The sequence below is a fragment of the Mycobacterium parmense genome (assembly GCF_010730575.1).
Classification (GTDB): Bacteria; Actinomycetota; Actinomycetes; order Mycobacteriales; family Mycobacteriaceae; genus Mycobacterium; species Mycobacterium parmense.
In genome coordinates, this window is sequence record NZ_AP022614.1 from 5,900,866 (window position 1) to 5,918,254 (window position 17,389).

The window sequence follows — 17,389 nt, forward strand, 5'->3', positions numbered from 1 at the left end:
TGTATTGCGCAACGCTGCGCGACGTCCACGCATCGGCTACCACGCAAGGAGAATTCAGTGCCGATTATCGAGCAGGTCGGGGCCCGCGAGATCCTCGATTCCCGCGGCAACCCGACGATCGAGGTCGAGATTGCCCTGAGTGACGGCACGTTTTCCCGTGCGGCGGTGCCGTCCGGCGCGTCGACCGGCGAGCACGAGGCCGTCGAGCTGCGCGACGGCGGCAAGCGCTACGGCGGCAAGGGCGTGCGTAAGGCCGTGGAGGCCGTGCTCGACGAGATAGGTCCGGCGGTGATCGGCCTGAACGCCGACGACCAGCGGCTGGTGGACCAGGCGCTGGTGGACCTCGACGGAACCCCCGACAAGTCCCGGCTGGGTGCCAACGCGATCCTGGGTGTCTCGCTGGCGACCGCGAAGGCGGCGGCCGACTCCGCCGAGCTGCCGCTGTTCCGCTACATCGGCGGCCCGAACGCCCACATCATGCCGGTGCCGATGATGAACATCCTCAACGGCGGCGCGCACGCCGACACCTCGGTGGACATCCAGGAGTTCATGGTGGCGCCGATCGGCGCCCCCAGCTTCGGCGAGGCGCTGCGCTGGGGCGCCGAGGTCTACCACGCGCTGAAAGCGGTGCTCAAAAAGCAGGGCCTGAGCACCGGCCTGGGCGACGAGGGCGGCTTCGCCCCGAACGTGGCCGGCACCACCGCCGCGCTGGACCTCATCTCCCAGGCCATCGAGTCGGTGGGCCTCAAGCTCGGCGACGACGTGGCGCTGGCCCTCGACGCCGCGGCCAACGAGTTCCACACCGACGGCACCGAGTATGCGTTCGAGGGCAGCACCCGCACCGCCGAGCAGATGACCGAGTTCTATGCGGGCCTGTTGAAGTCCTACCCCCTGGTGTCCATCGAGGACCCGCTGTACGAGAACGACTGGGACGGGTGGGCGACGCTGACCGCGTCGATCGGCGACAAGGTGCAGATCGTCGGCGATGACATCTTCGTCACCAACCCCGAGCGACTCGAGGAAGGCATCGAGAAGGGTGTGGCAAACGCGTTGCTGGTCAAGGTGAATCAGATCGGTACGTTGACCGAGACGCTGGATGCCGTCGCGCTCGCCCACCACAGCGGGTACCGCACGATGATCAGCCACCGCAGCGGCGAGACCGAGGACACCACCATCGCCGACCTGGCGGTTGCCGTGGGAAGCGGGCAGATCAAGACGGGTGCGCCCGCCCGCAGCGAGCGTGTCGCGAAGTACAACCAGCTGCTGCGCATCGAGGAGGCACTGGGCGACGCCGCCCGCTACGCCGGCGACCTCGCATTCCCGAGGTTCGGCCCGGAGGCGAAATAGCTTGACGCCCAAGCCGGATCCGAAGCGGCGCGCCCCGGCATCGCGCCCGGGGAAGGCCGGCGATACGGTTCGGCGCCGGCGCTCGGCCAAGCCGTCCGCCAAGCCGTCGTCCAAGCCCTCGCAGACGGCGGGCCACACCAGCCGCAACGGCGGGCGGTCGCTGCAGGAGCATGTCGTCGAGCCGATCAAGCGGCAAGCCGCCGAATCCGTCGAGCAGCGGTCCGATCAGCGGCTGGGCTTCACCGCGCGGCGGGCGGCGGTGCTGGCCGCGCTGGTCTGCGTGCTGACCCTGACCATCACCGGCCCGGTCCGCACGTACTTCGCCCAACGCACGGAGATGGAGCAGTTGTCGGCAAGCGAGGCCGCGCTGCGCCGTCAGATCAGCGACCTCGAACAGAAGAAGAGCAAGCTCGACGACCCGGCTTACATCGCGGCCCAGGCCCGGGAGCGCCTCGGCTTCGTGATGCCCGGATCCACTCCGTTCCAGGTTCAGCTCCCGCCGACGGCCGCGGTGCCCGCCCAGCCGGGATCACCGTCGGCCAAGCCCGCCAGCAGCGACCCCTGGTACACGGCGTTGTGGCACACCATCGCCGACAACCCGCACCTGCCGCCGAACGCGCCCGAAACGCCCGGTCCCGCGACCCCTCCCTCGCCTCCCGGTGGTTGACCGCGCCGACGTCGAGGCGGTGGCGCGTCAGCTCGGGCGTGAGCCGCGCGGCGTGCTGGAGATCGCCTACCGCTGCCCCGACGGACAGCCCGGGGTGGTCAAGACTGCACCGAAACTGCCTGACGGCACACCGTTTCCGACGTTGTACTACCTGACGCATCCGGTGCTGACCGCGGCCGCCAGCCGGCTGGAGACGACGGGGCTGATGCGCGAGATGACCGATCGACTGGGCCGGGATGCCCAGCTGGCCGCGGCCTATCGCCGGGCCCACGAGGCCTATCTGGCCGAGCGCGACGCCATCGAGCCGCTGGGAACGACGTTCTCCGGTGGGGGGATGCCGGACCGGGTTAAGTGCCTGCACGTTCTGATCGCCCACTCGCTGGCCAAGGGTCCGGGCTGCAACCCGCTCGGTGACGAGGCGCTGGCGATCCTGGCCAGGGAGCCCGCGATGGCCCACGTTCTGGTGGTCGGGCAGTGGTGAGTCGGATCGCGGGAATCGACTGCGGCACCAACTCTATTCGACTGCTCGTCGCCGAGCGGTCCGGTGCAGGGTTGCGCGACGTGCATCGCGAGACGCGAATCGTGCGGCTGGGTCAGGGTGTCGACGCGACCGGCGAGTTCGCGCCCGAGGCGATCGCGCGGACGCGGGCGGCGCTGTCCGACTACGCGGAAATGCTGGAATGGCACGGCGTCGAGCGCGTGCGGATGGTGGCCACCTCGGCCGCGCGCGACGTCGCCAACCGCGAAGCCTTCTTCGCGATGACGGCCGAGGTGCTGGGCGCCGTGCTCCCGGGGGCGGTGGCCGAGGTGATCACCGGCGCCGAGGAGGCAGAGCTGTCCTTCCGCGGGGCCGTCGCCGAGATGGACCCCGCCGCAGGGCCTTTCGTCGTCGTCGACCTGGGGGGAGGGTCCACCGAGATCGTTTTGGGCGGCGCCGCGGTGGTGGCGAGCTACTCGGCCGACATCGGGTGCGTGCGGCTGACCGAACGCTGCCTGCACTCCGACCCGCCGACGGCGGGGGAGGTGGCGGCCGCACGCCGGGTGGTGCGCGAGCGCCTCGAGGCCGCGCTGGGCGCGGTGCCCGTCGAGGGGGCGCGGACCTGGGTGGGTGTGGCCGGGACCATGACCACCTTGTCGGCGCTGGCGCACAACATGACGACGTATGACTCTGCGGCCATTCATCTTTCGCGCGTCCGCGGTCGCGAACTGTTGGCGGTGTGCGAGCGGTTGATCGCCATGTCGCGGGCCGAGCGCGCGGCGTTGCCGCCGATGCACGAGGGAAGGGCCGACGTGATCGGCGGCGGGGCGATCGTGGTGGAGGAACTGGCGCGCGAATTGCGCGCCCGCGCCGGCATCGACGAGCTGACCGTCAGCGAGCACGACATCCTGGACGGCATCGTGCTCTCGATCTCCGGCTAGGGACGGCTAGACCGCTGCCGTCATGCCAGTCCCTGGAAGAGGCCGGGCCCGGCGACGCCACCTCAGGCCTCGAACCGATAGCCCATGCCCGATTCGGTCAGCAGGTGCTTCGGGTGCGACGGGTCGTCCTCGAGCTTGCGCCGCAGCTGCGCGAGATACACACGCAGATAATGGGTTTCGGTGGCGTATGCCTGCCCCCAGACCTCCTTGAGCAGTTCCTCGCGGCCCACCAGCTTGCCGCGGTTGCGCACCAGCACCTCCAGCATCCCCCATTCGGTCGGGGTCAGGTGGACCTCGCCGCCGTTCTTGGTGACCTTCTTGGCGGCAAGGTCGACGGTGAAGGCGTCGGTCTCGACGACGGGTTCGTCGGTTTCGGAGGCGGCGGCGTTGCGGCGCACGGCCGCGCGCAGCCGGGCCAGGAACTCGTCCATGCCGAAGGGTTTCGTGACGTAGTCGTCGGCGCCGGCGTCCAGCGCCTCGACCTTGTCCGAGGAGTCCGTGCGCGCCGACAACACGATCACCGGCGCCGTGAGCCAGCCTCGCAGACCCTCGAGCACCTCGATGCCCGAGATGTCGGGCAACCCGAGGTCGAGGATCACCACGTCGGGCTTGTGCTCGGCGGCGGCGCGCAGGGCCCCGGCGCCGGACGAGGCGGTGATCACCTCGTAGCCGCGCACCGACAGGTTGATGCGCAGCGCGCGCAGGATGTGCGGCTCGTCGTCTATCACCAGCACCCGGGTGCTCATCGCACCCCCTGCGGTGCAAGCAGATCCACGATCACGGTGAGCCCGCCGCCCGGGGTGTCGCTGGCCTGGATCGTGCCGCCCATCGCCTCGACGAAGCCGCGTGCCACCGACATGCCCAGACCCACCCCGGTGGTGTTGTCGTGATCGCCGAGCCGCTGGAACGCCTCGAAGATCTGGTCTTCGGCCCCGTGCGGAATTCCGGGACCCTCGTCGATCACGTTGATCAGGACGCGGTCGCCCACCCGTCCCGCGTTGACCCGCACCACGCAGTTGGGCGCGTAACGCAGCGCGTTGTCGATCAGGTTGGCGAAGACCCGCTCCAGCAAGCCGGGGTCGGCCAGCACCACGGCGTCGCCGACGTCGACCTTGACGCGGTCGATGGCGGACCGGTAGAAGCCGGTGGCGCCCTTGCCGATGCTGACCAGCGCGCGCTGCACCGTCTCCTCCAGGTACACCCGGCGCAGCTCCGGACGGACCACGCCGGCGGCCAGGCGCGAGGAGTCGAGCAGGTTGCCGACCAGCGCCGTCAGCTGGTCGATCGATTCCTCGATGGTCGCCAGCAACTCCGCGGTGTCCTCGGCGGAAAACGCGACGTCCTCGGCGCGCAGGCTGGACACGGCGACCTTGGCCGCCGCCAGCGGCGTGCGCAGGTCGTGGCTGACCGCCGAAAGCAGCGAGCGGCGCAGCTCGTCGGCCCGCATGACCGCCTCGGCGCGGCTGGCGTCTTCGGCCAGCTCGCGCTGCCGGATCAACCCGGCCGCCTGCTTTGCCACCGCGGTCAGCACCCGGCGGTCCCGCGCGGAGAGCTTCTTGCCGGCCAACAGCATCCAGAACTCTTCGTCGCCGACCTCGATCGCGGTGTCGGCGGAGTCCGTCGTCACGCAGGGGTCTTTGCCCACGCAGGCGACGAGGTAGCCCTTGGCGCCGCCCGCGCGGGCCTCCTCGCCGGGCTCCCGCATCATGCTGACGGCGCGCTGACCGTATGTCTCGCGCACGCGCTCGAGGAGCGTCTCGAGATCGGCACCGCGCAGCACAGATCCGGCGAACAGCGTGAGCAGCTCCGCTTCCTGCGACGCGCGCCGCGCCTCCCGGGTGCGTTTGGCTGCGCCGTCGACCAGCACCGCGACAGCGACCGCGATCATGAGCAGGACCAACTCGGTGATAGCGCTGTTCGGTTCGGCGATGGTGAAGCTGTGCCGCGGGGCGATCAGGAAGTAGTTCAGCAGCAGCCCGGACAGCACCGCCGAAAGCGCCGCGGGCGCAACGCCGCCGAACAGCCCGACCAGCAACACCCCGACGAAGAACAGTGCGCTTTCTCCGCCGTTGTCCAGGTAGCGGTCCAAAAGCTTCACCGTGGTCGCGCAGATGAGCGACGGCACGATGAAGGCCGCCAACCAGGACGTGGCGCGCCGCTCGCGTGGCGAGAGTGTGGCCAGCCGCAGGCCGCGGTTCGACTCCTCGTGGGTGACCAGGTGCACGTCGATCTTCCCGGAACGCTCGACGACCGCCGGTCCGATGCCCTCCTCGAACATGCGCGCCCAGCGGGACCGGCGCGACGTGCCGATCACCAGCTGGGTGGCATTCATCTCGCGGGCGAAATCGAGCAGGGCGCCGGGCACGTCGTCCCCGACCACCGTGTGCAGGGACGCGCCGAGGCTGTTGGACAGCTCACGAATCTTCGCCATCCGGGATGTCGACAGGCCGGCCAACCCGTCGCCGCGCACGACGTGCACCACCATCAGCTCGGCGCTGGACTTCGACGCGATGCGGGATGCCCTGCGCACCAACGTTTCCGACTCCGGGCCGCCTGTCACCGCCACCACGACCCGCTCCCGCGCCTCCCAGGTGTCGGTGATCTTGTTCTCCGCACGGTACTTGGCGAGCGCGGTGTCGACCTGGTCGGCGAGCCAGAGCAGCGCCAATTCCCGCAGCGCGGTGAGGTTGCCGCGGCGAAAGTAGTTGGACAATGCCGCGTCGATCCGCTCCGGTGCATAAACGTTGCCATGGGAAAGCCTGCGGCGCAATGCTTCCGGAGTGATATCGATGAGCTCGACCTGCGCCGCCTGGCGCACGATCGAGTCAGGGATCGTCTCCTGCTGTTCGATGCCGGTGATCTGGGCCACGACGTCGTTGAGGCTCTCCAGGTGCTGCACGTTGACGGTGGAGATCACCGTGATCCCCGCGTCGAGCAGCTCGTCGACGTCCTGCCACCGCTTGGCGTTCTTGCTGCCGGGCGTATTCGTATGTGCCAGTTCGTCGACGAGGACCACCTGCGGGTGGCGCGCCAGCACTGCCGGCACGTCCAGTTCGGCGAATCTGGTGCCCCGGTATTCGATGAAGCGCGGCGGTATGACCTCGATTCCCTCAATCAGCTCAGCGGTTTTCGCCCGTCCGTGTGTTTCCACGACCGCCGCGACCACGTCGGTGCCCCGTTCCAGCCGCCGGTGCGCTTCGCCGAGCATCGCGTACGTCTTTCCAACACCTGGAGCCGCGCCGAGGTAGATGCGCAGCTCCCCGCGCTTGGGATGCTGGTCAACCGGGTTCACGTCAACCATCATCCACCCGCGACGCTAGCTTGTGACCGGGTAGCGGTGGTCAAGTTGCAGGTTCAGTTCCAGCACGTTGACCGTCGGTTCGCCCAGGAAGCCGAGCCCGCGACCGTCGAGGAAAGTCGCCAGCACGGCGCGGATCTGATCGGGGCTGACATGGCGGGCCTTGGCCACCCGGGTGACCTGCAGGTCCGCGTAGGCCGGCGAGATGTGGGGGTCGAGGCCGCTGCCGCTGGTGGTCACGGCGTCGGCGGGCACGGCGGGGTCGGCGGGCGCCGCGCCCCGGATGGGGACGATCTGGCCGAGCGAGTAGTCGTCACCGTATTTCGCGCACTCGACCCGCACGCCCTCGAAGACCGGCAGGAAGGGTGTCTGCGTCGTCTCGCACGGTTCGTTGACGCTGACGACCCGGGTCGGGTGCACCACATTGCCGCGTGCGTCGTGGGGGCCGATCACCGAGAGGACCGCGCCCACACCGCCGCCGGTGCAGAACGGCCGGGACCCCGCCTCGTTGCCCAGCCCCTCGAGTGCCGCCACCGAGGAACTGCGCGAGCACACCTGTGTGAGCAGCCCCGGCTTGAAGCCGGCGTCGGAGGCGGACTTGCCGGCCTTCAGTTGCGCCGGGTCGGCGGGGGTGTCGACGATGTTCTCCGGCCCGAGGTTGCTCGCCCCCGAGGACGTCGGGTCGTAGCCGTTGCCGGCCGCCGACGGGCGGCTCTGGAAGTACTGCGGCAACGGGTTGCCGCTGGAGTCGGTGAACAGCTGCCCGATCAGCTTGCTGCCGACCGGTTTGCCGTTCGCCGTCAGGATCGACCCCTCGGCATTGTCGTGCAGTCCGGGGATCTGCGCGATGAGCCAGACCAACAGCGGGTAGGCCAGGCCGGTGATGACGGTCAGCACCAGCAGCGCGCGCAGCGCCGCCCAGTGCATGCGGACGAATTGAGAGAACTTCATGTCAGGACATCCCCGGGACGAATTGGACGATGAGGTCGATCAGCTTGATCCCGACGAACGGGGCGACGATGCCGCCGAGTCCATAGATATACAGGTTGCGGCTCAACAACTTTGACGCGCTGCTCGGCGTGTAGCGCACGCCGCGCAGCGAAAGCGGGATCAGCGCCACGATCACGATCGCGTTGAATATCACCGCGGACAGGATCGCCGACTGCGGGCTGTGCAGCCGCATGATGTTGATCATGTCCAGCCCCGGGAACAGGGCGACGAACATGGCCGGGATGATCGCGAAGTACTTCGCGATGTCGTTGGCGATCGAGAAGGTGGTCAGCGCACCGCGGGTGATCAGCAACTGCTTGCCGATCTCGACGATCTCGATCAGCTTGGTGGGGTCGGAGTCCAGGTCGACCATGTTGCCGGCCTCTTTGGCCGCCGACGTGCCGGTGTTCATCGCCACTCCGACATCGGCCTGCGCAAGGGCGGGTGCGTCGTTGGTGCCGTCACCGGTCATCGCGACCAGCTTGCCGCCCTCCTGCTCCCGCTTGATCAGCGCGAGCTTGTCCTCGGGGGTGGCCTCGGCGAGGAAGTCGTCGACCCCGGCCTCGTCCGCAATCGCCTTGGCGGTCAACGGGTTGTCGCCGGTGATCATCACCGTGCGGATACCCATCTTGCGCATCTCGTCGAAGCGGTCCCGCATGCCCTGCTTGACGACGTCCTTGAGGTGGATGACGCCGAGCACTGCCGACTCGCCGTCGCGGACCTCGCCCACCACGAGCGGCGTGCCGCCGCCGGCGGAGATGCCGTCGACGATCTCCCCGAGCTGGCTGGAAACCTTGCCGCCCTGCCCGCGCACCCATTCCGCGACGGAGCTGGCCGCGCCCTTGCGCAGCTGGTGCCCGTCGAGGTCGACGCCCGACATGCGGGTGGCCGCGGTGAAGGCCACCCATTGTGCGTGCGCGAGCTCGCCCGGCGTGCGGGCGCGCAACCCGAAGTGCTGCTTGGCGTAGACGACGATCGAACGGCCCTCGGGTGTCTCGTCGGCGAGGCTGGACAGCTGCGCGGCGTCGGCCAGCTGCGCGCTGGTGACTCCGTCCAGGGGCACGAAGGCGGCGGCCTGCCGGTTGCCCAGGGTGATGGTCCCGGTCTTGTCGAGCAGCAGCGTGTTGACGTCGCCGGCGGCTTCCACCGCGCGCCCGGACATCGCGAGGACGTTGCGCTGCACCAGCCGGTCCATGCCGGCGATGCCGATCGCCGAGAGCAGCGCCCCGATGGTGGTGGGAATCAAACACACCAGCAGCGAGACCATCACGATGCCGGTCACACCGTTGCTGTCGAGCGCCAGGCTGTTCGGGACGCCGGGGTTGTTCAGCTTGGAGTAGATCGCCAGCGGCTGCAGGGTGGCGACGGCGAAGACGAAGATGATGGTCAGCGCGGCCAGCAGGATGTTCAGCGCGATCTCGTTGGGGGTCTTCTGCCGGTTGGCGCCCTCGACCAACGCGATCATCCGGTCGATGAAGCTCTCGCCGGGCTTCTGGGTGATCTTGACGACGATCCGGTCGCTCAGCACGGTGGTGCCGCCGGTGACCGCCGAGCGGTCGCCGCCGGACTCGCGGATCACGGGCGCGGACTCACCGGTGATCGCTGATTCGTCCACGGAGGCGATGCCTTCCACGACGTCTCCGTCACCCGGAATTGCCTGGCCGGCTTCGACGACGACGAAGTCACCCTGCTGCAGCAGTGGAGCGGCGACCTCCTCCTCGACCGACGGTCCGCCCGGGGTGTAGTCCCTGAGCCGGCGGGCCAGCGTCTGAGTCTTGGCCCGGCGCAACGTCTCCGCCTGAGCCTTGCCGCGGCCTTCGGCGACCGCCTCGGCGAGGTTGGCGAAGATGACGGTCAGCCACAGCCAGACCACGATCAGCCACGCGAACCACGTCGGGTCGATGACCGCCAGCACGGTGCTCCAGGCGGCCCCGATCTCGACGACGAACATCACCGGGTTGCGCCACAGGGTGCGCGGGTCGAGTTTGCTCAGCGCGTCGGGCGTCGAGCGCCAGAGCATCTTCGGGTCCAGCAGACCGCCCTGCACCCGTTTGGGGTGGGTCGGGTCGGCGGCCCGCGCCTGTTCGACCGAATCGGTTGTGGTGGCGGTCATTAGTGAATTCCTTCGGCGATGGGCCCAAGCGCCAGCATGGGCAGGAAGGTAAGGGCAACGAGGATCACCGTGACGCCGGCAACCATGCCGACGAACTGTGGGCGGTGGGTGGGCAGCGTGCCCGCGGACTCGGGCGTCACACCCTGCCTGGCCAGCGAGCCGGCCAGGGCCAGTGCCAGCACCATCGGCAGGAACCTGCCGACCACCATCGCCAGCCCGAGGGCAGTGTTGTACCAGGTGGTGTTGGCGCTCAGGCCGGCGAACGCCGACCCGTTGTTGTTGGCCGCCGAGGTGAACGCGTACAGGATCTCGGACAGGCCGTGCGGGCCGCTGTTGAGCATGGCGGCGCGTTCGCCGGGCAGCGCCATGGCGATCGAGGTGCCGACCAGGACGATCAGCGGCGTCACCAGGAAATAGCTTGCGGCGAGCTTGATTTCGCGGGGGTTGATCTTCTTGCCGAGGTATTCCGGTGTGCGCCCGACCATCAGCCCGGCGACGAACACCGTGATCACCGCGAGGATGAGCATGCCGTAGAGCCCGGAGCCGGTGCCGCCGGGCGCCACCTCGCCGAGCTGCATGTTGAACATCGCCATCATCCCGCCGAGGCTGGTGTAGGAGTCGTGGAACGAGTCGACGGCACCGGTCGAGGTGAGGGTGGTCGAGTCGGCGAACACCGCCGAGTCCGCGACGCCGAAGCGCTGCTCGACACCCTCCGTCGCCGCGCCGATCGCGGTCGGCACCGTGCCGTGGTGCTGCAGCTGGAACCACATCATGAGCGTCACGCTGACCAGGTACAGGGACGCCATGACCGACGCGATCGCGTACCCCTGTTTGGTGCTGCCGACCATGCGCCCGAATGTGCGCGGCAGCGAGAAGCTGATCACCAGCAGCAGGAAGATCTCCAGCCAGTTGGTCCACGTCGTGGGGTTCTCGAATGGGTGCGCGGAGTTCGCGTTGTAGAAGCCGCCGCCGTTGGTGCCGAGTTCCTTGATGGCCTCCTGGCTGGCGACCGGCCCGCCGGTGATGGTCTGCTGGGCGCCGCCCAGGGTGTTGACGACCTGATCGTTGAGGTGGAAGTTCTGGATCGCGCCACCCGCGACGAGCAGGATCGCGCCGAGAACCGAGATGGGCAGCAGGATGCGCAACGTGCCGCGGACCAGGTCCACCCAGAAGTTGCCGAGGTCGCCGGTGCGCTTACGGGCGAAGCCGCGCACCAGCGCGATCGCCACCCCCATGCCGACCGCGGCCGACACGAAGTTCTGCACCGCCAGCCCGGCCATCTGGACGAGGTGCCCGTCGGTGGACTCCCCGGAGTAGTTCTGCCAGTTGGTGTTCGTGACGAAGCTGACCGCGGTGTTCCACGCCAGCGCGGGTGTCATCTTGGTGGCCGGGTCGTGCAGGTGCAGCGGCAACGCGCCCTGCACGAGCTGCAACGCGAACAGGAACAGGACGCTGATCGACGAGAACGCCAGGACGCTGCGCGCGTAGGCGCCCCAGGTCTGCTCCGAACGCGAGTCGACACCGATGAGCCGGTAGATCACCCGCTCGACGGAGGAATCCCTGTCAGAGCTGTAGACGCGGTACATGTAGTCGCCCAAGGGAACATGCGCCGCCGCCAGCGCCGCCACGAGGACGACGAGAAAGACCACCCCGGCCGCCGCGGTGCTCATCAGAACCGCTCCGGGAAAATCAGGGCGCAGCCCAGGAACACGGCGAGGATGATGGAAAGAGCCAAGCCGACGACGTTTTCGTAGCTCACAGTCGCTCGACCAACTTCTGGGCCAGTCCCAGGACGGCGAACACCGCCACCGTCAGCAGGACGTAGCTCAACACGCCCATTCTTGTCTCCGTTCAGCGCCAGTCAGGCGGCAGGTCACCGTGCATGCCAAAGGCCCCTTCGAGGCCGCAGCGTCGCAGTCCTCTTCGGGCGAGGTCAGCTTGAAGCTAGGCGGGGCCCGGTGGCTAGGGCCTTTGGTTGACGGATTCCTAACGCTGCCGCGCTGCGCCTTTACGGTTCCTTTACGCCCTCCGTAAATCTTGGCGGGGCCGCCGTATGGAAACCGTGTGGATCGATAGTCGGCGCTGCGAATCGGCGTAAACCGAATTCATGCGAAGGACAGCGCAGCAACGTGTCGCGCCGGTCACCGACCGCTCGACTCGGGAGGCGACGGCAGCACCGGCCGGCTGGTCGTGGCCGCTCGACGGGGCTCGTCGGTGGGGATCATTGGACGCCGAGGTCAGCCGGTACGGCGTTCGGCGCTACCGGTTGACCGTCTACCCGCCCGGGACGGCCGCCGCCGACGCGCGGCTGGCCCGGCTGTGGCGGGGGTGGCCGGTGTGTGGCGCCGCGATCGCATTGCTTGCCGTCATGTTCCTGGGCGACGTGGCGGCCTCGCTCGGCACCGTGTTGGTTTACGCCGCGGCCGCCTATGTGGGCATCGGCACGTTACTGTTCCTGCGGGCCGGGCCCCATCGTGTGCGGGTCAAGTCCATGTCGGTCGTTCTGCTGCCCACGGACGCCGACGCGGGTGAGCAACGCAGGCACGCCGAATGGCAGCGGCTGGTCCGGATGCTGACCCGGGCCGACCACATGCTGCGCGTCGGCGCGATTTCGTTGGCGGAGCACGAGGCCGTCTGGTGGGAGGCCTACGACCGTCTGGAGGCGACGAATGTCTGATCCTTCGCAGCTGGCAGCAGCCGTCGAGGCCGTAGCCGCCGCAGCGGCGTTGCTGAGCATCTACTTGCTGGGCCGGCGCGGCCACGGGCGGTCCCGCAGCGCCTATGGCACGGCCTTCGCGGTCAGTCGCCGCCGGCCCGACCGTCGATCACCGGTAGCCTCACCCGGAAAACCGTTCGGCCGTCCGCGGATTCGGCGGTAACCGAGCCGTGGTGGGCCTTGACGATCGACGCGACGATGGCCAGGCCCAGCCCGACTCCCGAGCCGCCGAACCGCGAAGCGTCCGCGCGGACGAATCGCTCGAACAGCCGCGGCAGGAGTTCGGAGTCGATGCCCGGCCCGTCGTCGGCGACCGTCAATTCCGCATAGGGCTCTTTGGTGTCGCCGCGGCGGCAGATAACACTGGTGGTCACCGTGACGCCCGGCGGCGTGTGGAGCCGGGCGTTGGCGAGCAGGTTGCTCACCAGCTGATGCAGCCGGGCGTGGTCCCCGCGGACCCAGACCGGCTCTTGCGGAAGGTCTTTCAACCACTGATGGGTCGGCGCGGCCACGGCGGCGTCGTTCACCGCATTGCCGGCCAGTTCGGCCAGATCGACGTCCTCGGTCTGCAGGTCCTGCCCCTCGCCGAGCCGTGAGAGCAGCAACAGCTCCTCGACCAGCAGCGCCATGCGTCGCGCCTCGGATTCGATGCGGGCCAACGCGTACTCGGTGGTCGGCGGCAGCGCAGAGCTGTCCTGGCGGGTCAGCTCGGCGTAACCCTGGATCGCCGCGAGCGGGGTGCGCAGCTCGTGGCTGGCATCGGTGATGAACTGCCGCATGCGCAAATCGGATTCGGCGCGATGCGCAAGCGCTCCGTCGACGTTGTCCAGCAACCGGTTCAGCGTGTGGCCGACGATCCCCACCTCGTTCTCGGGGTCGGTGTCCTGCGGCCCCGCCCTGATGCTGATCCGCTGGTCGCCGTCGGTGAGCGGCATGGCCGCGACTTCGGCGGCGGTGGCGGCGAGCCGGCGCAGCGGCCGCAGCGCGTAGCCGACCACCCAGGCGGTGAGCCCCGCGGTGATCGCCAGCGCCGCAGCGACCAGCACCACGGTCGTGACCTGCTTGCGCGCGATGATCCGGTCGCCGATGCCCAGGGATACGCCGACGACGAGCAGGTCGGCGCCGTCGGCGCGGCTGTCGACGCGGTAGGCCCCGAGGCTGCCGAGTTTGACGCTCCGCGGTGGGCCACCGGGCCATGCCTGCTTTTCGATGGCGCGCACCACGTCGGCCGGCGCGGGCCTCGGTTGTACCTCGGAGAAGTAGGCCGAGCCGATCACGACGCCGTCGTGCAGCACCGCGATGACATTCCCCGGGGTCTGTCCGGTGAACTCCAGCATCGCCTGGTCGATCGGCTCCGTACCGCGCCGCTCCGAGGTGTGGTCACCATTGCGGTATCGGCTGTATGAATAGCTCAGCGCGGTCAGGGACTCGGCGACGTCGGCGTCGCTCATCGCGGTGACGTATCCGCGCAGGCTCAGCACCGATACCACCCCGACGGCCACGAGCACCACGCTGACCACAGCCAGCACGCCCAGCAGCAGTTGGCGCCGCAACGAGTGGGGAAGCCACCACGGGAGGTCTCTTGGCTCGCTGGGTGGCGGGCGGGTCATTCCGCCGGCCGCAGCATGTATCCGACACCGCGCACGGTGTGGATCATCGGCTCTCTGCCGGAGTCGATCTTCTTCCGCAAGTAGGAAATGTAGAGATCGACAATGCTGGTGCGGCCGGCGAAGTCGTAGTTCCACACGCGGTCGAGGATCTCGGTGCGAGTCAGCGCACGGCGGGGGTTGCGCATCAGGAAGCGCAGCAGCTCGAACTCGGTCGAGGAAAGCGAGATCGGCGTGCCGTCTCGCGTGACCTCGCGGCTGGCGGTGTCGACGCGCAGGTCGCCGACCTTGAGGGCGTCGGCGGACGGCGGGGCCTGCTGGCCGGACCGGCGCAACAACCCGCGCAGCCGGGCCACGAGCTCCTCGAGGCTGAAGGGTTTGGTCATGTAGTCGTCGGCGCCCGCCGTCAGGCCGGTGACCCGGTCCATGACCGAGTCGCGGGCCGTCAGAAACAGCGTGGGGGTGTAGGCCTCGGATTCGCGGACCCGCTCCAGGATCTGCAGCCCGTCCACGTCGGGCAGCATGATGTCGAGGACCAGCACGTCGGGGCCGATCTTCTCGAACTTGGCCATGGCCTCGCGCCCGTTGTGGGCGATGTCGACGACCCAGCCCTCGTAGTGCAGCGCCATCTTCACGAGGTTGGTCAGCGCCGGCTCGTCGTCCACCAGCAAGACCCTGATCGGTGATCCGTCGGGACGGTAGATGCGCGGCAGCTGCCCAAGAATCGCTTGGCGCGGCCGCTGACTTCCGGCGTATCCGGTCATTACGGACATGTTCCTACATTCTGGCAAGCTCACACGCCGCTGTCACGAAGTTCATAGAGTTTTCAAATCTGTTGGCGTTGGCTCGCCCCGGTCAAAAGGCACTCAAATATGAGTTGCATATGTTTCCGGCCGGCCGGCTTGAGATCGGTCGAATTCCGAAAAATACTGGTTTACATAGGTGTTGATCTGAGAGGCCGAGCAGTCCAGTAGGCGGGAGCTTTCAAAGCTGCTGCGCAGGAACGAAATTCACAGTTCAACGAGAGGCTGCGGCGCGGCGGGTGTTTTCGGTGCCGAACCCGCCCGTGTGACGGCTCGGGACGACGACGTCTCGGCTCGCGTTAACTCAAGTTACGTCTAGTTACGAAACGCGTTCGGGAGAACGGTTTCTCGCGGTCGAGAACGAAGGATACCGATGGATTTTGGCGCGTTGCCGCCCGAAGTCAACTCCGGCCGCATGTACACCGGCCCGGGGCCGGCGAGCCTGCTGGCCGCCTCCGCGGGATGGGAGTCGCTGGCCGCCGAGCTGACCGACGCGGCGGCCGGCTACGAGTCGGTGATCACCACTGTGACGCAGGACTGGCAGGGGCCGACGTCGATGTCGATGGCGGCCGCGGTCGCGCCCTATGTGACGTGGATGAGGGCCACCGCCGAGCAATGCGAACAGGCGGCCAACCAGGCCACCGCTGCCGCCGGCGCGTACGAGACGGCGTACGCGATGACGGTTCCCCCGCCGCTCATCGCTGTCAACCGTGCCCAGCTCATGACGTTGGTCGCGACCAACATCTTCGGGCAGAACACGCCGGCGATCATGGCCACCGAGGCGCAGTACAGCGAGATGTGGGCGCAGGACGCCACCGCCATGTACAACTACGCGGCGAGTTCGGCCTCCGCCTCGGCCTTCAGCGTCTTCGCACCGCCGCCGCAGACGACCAACCCGGGCGGGGTGGCCGGCCAGGCCGGCGCGGTCGCCCAGTCGGCCGGTGGCAACGTGCAGTCGGCGACGACTCAGCTGATGTCGACAGTGCCGCAAGCCCTGCAGGGTTTGTCCACCCCCGGATCGTCGTCGGCCTCGGGGCTGTCTTCGGCGGCAATGGGCACCGGGGCCTCGCTGGGCTCTTCCGGCGCATCGGCACCGCTCAGCGCGCTGTCGAGCCTCACCGGCGCGTCTAGCAAGACCGCGACCAAGAGCGCGAGCGCGCTGTCCGGGCTGTCGTCGAGCCTCACATCGGTGTTGAGTGGGAGTGGAGCGACCGGCCTTTTCGATGTCGTCGGCATCGGCTCCGACTTCGCGGGTCTGGGTGGCGACGGCGCGGGCCTGGGTGCCGACGGCGGCGGAATCGGCATGGACCTCTACGGCCTGTCGATCGATTTCCAGGGCGCGGGCACGATCATCGGCGCCGAGGGTGGCGCGCTCCCGGCAGGTCTGGGGGGAGACCTGGGCCTGGCGCCGCTGGGCGGTCTGGGCGAGGGCGCATCCGCGGGGGTCGGCCAGGCGGCATCGCTCGGGACCCTGTCGGTGCCGCCGAGTTGGGCCGACGCGGTTTCGTCCGTGGCGCCGCTGCCCGGCCTGGACGCCAACGTGATGCCCGGCGGATGGGGTGCCGCGCCGACGCCATCGGCGCCGAGCACCGCCGGCATTTCGAAGCTGCCGCTGGGCGGCATGGTCGGCCGCGAATCTGACGGCGCGGTTCAGCGGATCGGGTTCCGCTCGTCGCTGATCCCGCGCTCGCCGGTGGCCGGTTAGGCGAGAACGCGTTCGGCCGCAACGCAAACGACGGGGCCGCACACCGGTCGGTGTGCGGCCCCGCGTGTGAAGAAGTGCGTCAGGCCCAGCTGGAGCCGACGGCCGAGTCGGTGCTCGACATGTTGCTGCCGGCGGTCTGAACCTTCTGGCCGTGGGAGTTGGCCTGCTCGTAGATCACCTGGAAGTTGCGGCCCAGCTGAGTGATGAACTCCTGGCAGGCCACCGAACCGGCGCCACCCCAGAAGTCACCGGCGGCCAGCACATCGCGAACGATGGACTGGTGCTCGGCCTCCAGCGAAGCCGCCTGCGCGCGAATCGTGGCGCCGTGGGCGTCCACATCGCCGAACGAGTAATTGATGGTCATGACATATCTCCTTAGAAGTTTCGAGGGACCGGCGACTAGCTGCCGAGGATCTGCTGAGAAGCCTGCTCTTGCTGCTCGTAGTTGCTGGCGTCGCGGATCAACCCGTCACGCACGCCGTGCAGCATGTTCACGATGTTGCGGAAGGCCTGGTTGACCTGGCCCATGGTGTCATACGACGTCGCCTGAGCCTGGCCGCTCCAGCCGGCACCGGCGATGTTCATCGACGACGCCCACATCTTGCGGGCCTCGTCCTCGACGGTCTGCGCGTGGGTCTCGAAACGCCCCGCCATCGCCCGCATCTCGTGCGGGTCAGTCATAAAGCGTGTTGCCATTTTTCCTTCTCCTTGTCTGATTTGGTTG

16 protein-coding genes are annotated in these 17,389 nt (G+C 68.6%); 6 read left to right on the forward strand and 10 right to left on the reverse strand.

Annotation, left to right across the window (positions count from 1 at the left end; translation table 11 throughout):
- Nucleotides 1–57 precede the first annotated feature (57 nt).
- The 4 genes from eno to G6N48_RS27375 are packed head-to-tail and all read left to right on the forward strand — an operon-like array spanning nt 58 to nt 3,433.
- The gene (eno, locus tag G6N48_RS27360; protein ID WP_085269763.1) at nt 58–1,347 is read left to right on the forward strand and encodes a phosphopyruvate hydratase; all 1,290 of its coding nucleotides are present in this window, start codon (nt 58–60) and stop codon (nt 1,345–1,347) included.
- 1 nt (nt 1,348) lies between these two features.
- Nucleotides 1,349–2,014: an FtsB family cell division protein gene (locus G6N48_RS27365; protein ID WP_085269762.1), complete on the forward strand. Its 666-nt coding sequence runs from the start codon at nt 1,349–1,351 to the stop codon at nt 2,012–2,014.
- Nucleotides 2,007–2,495: a DUF501 domain-containing protein gene (locus tag G6N48_RS27370; protein WP_085269761.1), complete on the forward strand. Its 489-nt coding sequence runs from the start codon at nt 2,007–2,009 to the stop codon at nt 2,493–2,495. The genes G6N48_RS27365 and G6N48_RS27370 overlap by 8 nt, the downstream gene beginning before the upstream one ends.
- Nucleotides 2,489–3,433 carry a Ppx/GppA phosphatase family protein gene (locus G6N48_RS27375; RefSeq protein WP_085269760.1) on the forward strand — a complete coding sequence of 315 codons (945 nt, stop codon included), beginning with the start codon at nt 2,489–2,491 and terminating at the stop codon, nt 3,431–3,433. The genes G6N48_RS27370 and G6N48_RS27375 overlap by 7 nt, the downstream gene beginning before the upstream one ends.
- A 62-nt stretch (nt 3,434–3,495) precedes the next feature.
- On the opposite strand, the gene G6N48_RS27380 is transcribed toward G6N48_RS27375, so the two are convergent.
- From G6N48_RS27380 to G6N48_RS28550, 6 genes are read right to left on the reverse strand one after another with little or no spacing between them, the layout of a single operon-like run.
- The gene (locus tag G6N48_RS27380; RefSeq protein ID WP_085269759.1) at nt 3,496–4,179 is read right to left on the reverse strand and encodes a response regulator; all 684 of its coding nucleotides are present in this window, start codon (nt 4,177–4,179) and stop codon (nt 3,496–3,498) included.
- Nucleotides 4,176–6,737 (reverse strand): sensor histidine kinase, encoded by a 2,562-nt coding sequence (locus G6N48_RS27385; protein WP_085269758.1) that lies wholly within the window; start codon nt 6,735–6,737, stop codon nt 4,176–4,178. The genes G6N48_RS27380 and G6N48_RS27385 overlap by 4 nt, the downstream gene beginning before the upstream one ends.
- Nucleotides 6,738–6,749: 12 nt before the next feature.
- Nucleotides 6,750–7,682, reverse strand: a complete 933-nt coding sequence (locus G6N48_RS27390; RefSeq protein WP_085269757.1) for a potassium-transporting ATPase subunit C — start codon at nt 7,680–7,682, stop codon at nt 6,750–6,752.
- A 1-nt stretch (nt 7,683) separates the two neighbouring features.
- Nucleotides 7,684–9,834: a potassium-transporting ATPase subunit KdpB gene (kdpB, locus tag G6N48_RS27395; RefSeq protein ID WP_085269756.1), complete on the reverse strand. Its 2,151-nt coding sequence runs from the start codon at nt 9,832–9,834 to the stop codon at nt 7,684–7,686.
- A complete protein-coding gene (kdpA, locus tag G6N48_RS27400; RefSeq protein ID WP_085269755.1) occupies nt 9,834–11,504 on the reverse strand; it encodes a potassium-transporting ATPase subunit KdpA in 1,671 nt (556 codons plus the stop codon). The genes kdpB and kdpA overlap by 1 nt, the downstream gene beginning before the upstream one ends.
- Nucleotides 11,504–11,593 carry a potassium-transporting ATPase subunit F gene (locus G6N48_RS28550; protein WP_139825826.1) on the reverse strand — a complete coding sequence of 30 codons (90 nt, stop codon included), beginning with the start codon at nt 11,591–11,593 and terminating at the stop codon, nt 11,504–11,506. The genes kdpA and G6N48_RS28550 overlap by 1 nt, the downstream gene beginning before the upstream one ends.
- Nucleotides 11,594–11,941: 348 nt before the next feature.
- On the opposite strand from G6N48_RS28550, the gene G6N48_RS27415 reads away from it, so the two are divergent.
- Nucleotides 11,942–12,511, forward strand: coding sequence for a DUF6611 family protein (locus tag G6N48_RS27415; RefSeq protein WP_139825825.1), 570 nt, complete (start codon nt 11,942–11,944; stop codon nt 12,509–12,511).
- A 122-nt stretch (nt 12,512–12,633) separates the two neighbouring features.
- Here G6N48_RS27415 and G6N48_RS27420 read toward each other — a convergent pair whose 3' ends face one another.
- On the reverse strand, nt 12,634–14,160 hold the full coding sequence (locus G6N48_RS27420) for a sensor histidine kinase (protein ID WP_085269752.1): 1,527 nt from the start codon (nt 14,158–14,160) through the stop codon (nt 12,634–12,636).
- Complete coding sequence (locus G6N48_RS27425) at nt 14,157–14,930, reverse strand: response regulator transcription factor (RefSeq protein ID WP_085269751.1); 774 nt, start codon at nt 14,928–14,930, stop codon at nt 14,157–14,159. Before G6N48_RS27425 ends, G6N48_RS27420 begins: the two co-directional genes overlap by 4 nt.
- Nucleotides 14,931–15,333: 403 nt before the next feature.
- Here G6N48_RS27425 and G6N48_RS27430 point away from each other — a divergent pair, with 403 nt between their 5' ends.
- Nucleotides 15,334–16,665 (forward strand): PPE family protein, encoded by a 1,332-nt coding sequence (locus G6N48_RS27430; protein WP_085269750.1) that lies wholly within the window; start codon nt 15,334–15,336, stop codon nt 16,663–16,665.
- 79 nt (nt 16,666–16,744) lie between these two features.
- On the opposite strand, the gene G6N48_RS27435 is transcribed toward G6N48_RS27430, so the two are convergent.
- Both G6N48_RS27435 and G6N48_RS27440 read right to left on the reverse strand, forming a co-directional pair.
- Complete coding sequence (locus G6N48_RS27435) at nt 16,745–17,029, reverse strand: WXG100 family type VII secretion target (protein WP_163670778.1); 285 nt, start codon at nt 17,027–17,029, stop codon at nt 16,745–16,747.
- A 35-nt stretch (nt 17,030–17,064) separates the two neighbouring features.
- Nucleotides 17,065–17,361 (reverse strand): WXG100 family type VII secretion target, encoded by a 297-nt coding sequence (locus G6N48_RS27440; RefSeq protein ID WP_163670775.1) that lies wholly within the window; start codon nt 17,359–17,361, stop codon nt 17,065–17,067.
- Nucleotides 17,362–17,389 lie beyond the last annotated feature (28 nt).

Coding starts and splice junctions, on each gene's coding strand:
- G6N48_RS27380 (WP_085269759.1), bottom strand. CDS start 4,179: ATGAGCACCCGGGTGCTGGTGATAGACGACGAGCCGCACATCCTGCGC.
- G6N48_RS27385 (WP_085269758.1), bottom strand. CDS start 6,737: ATGATGGTTGACGTGAACCCGGTTGACCAGCATCCCAAGCGCGGGGAG.
- G6N48_RS27390 (WP_085269757.1), bottom strand. CDS start 7,682: ATGAAGTTCTCTCAATTCGTCCGCATGCACTGGGCGGCGCTGCGCGCG.
- kdpB (WP_085269756.1), bottom strand. CDS start 9,834: ATGACCGCCACCACAACCGATTCGGTCGAACAGGCGCGGGCCGCCGAC.
- kdpA (WP_085269755.1), bottom strand. CDS start 11,504: ATGAGCACCGCGGCGGCCGGGGTGGTCTTTCTCGTCGTCCTCGTGGCG.
- G6N48_RS27415 (WP_139825825.1), top strand. CDS start 11,942: ATGCGAAGGACAGCGCAGCAACGTGTCGCGCCGGTCACCGACCGCTCG.
- G6N48_RS27420 (WP_085269752.1), bottom strand. CDS start 14,160: ATGACCCGCCCGCCACCCAGCGAGCCAAGAGACCTCCCGTGGTGGCTT.
- G6N48_RS27425 (WP_085269751.1), bottom strand. CDS start 14,930: ATGTCCGTAATGACCGGATACGCCGGAAGTCAGCGGCCGCGCCAAGCG.
- G6N48_RS27430 (WP_085269750.1), top strand. CDS start 15,334: ATGGATTTTGGCGCGTTGCCGCCCGAAGTCAACTCCGGCCGCATGTAC.
- G6N48_RS27435 (WP_163670778.1), bottom strand. CDS start 17,029: ATGACCATCAATTACTCGTTCGGCGATGTGGACGCCCACGGCGCCACG.
- G6N48_RS27440 (WP_163670775.1), bottom strand. CDS start 17,361: ATGGCAACACGCTTTATGACTGACCCGCACGAGATGCGGGCGATGGCG.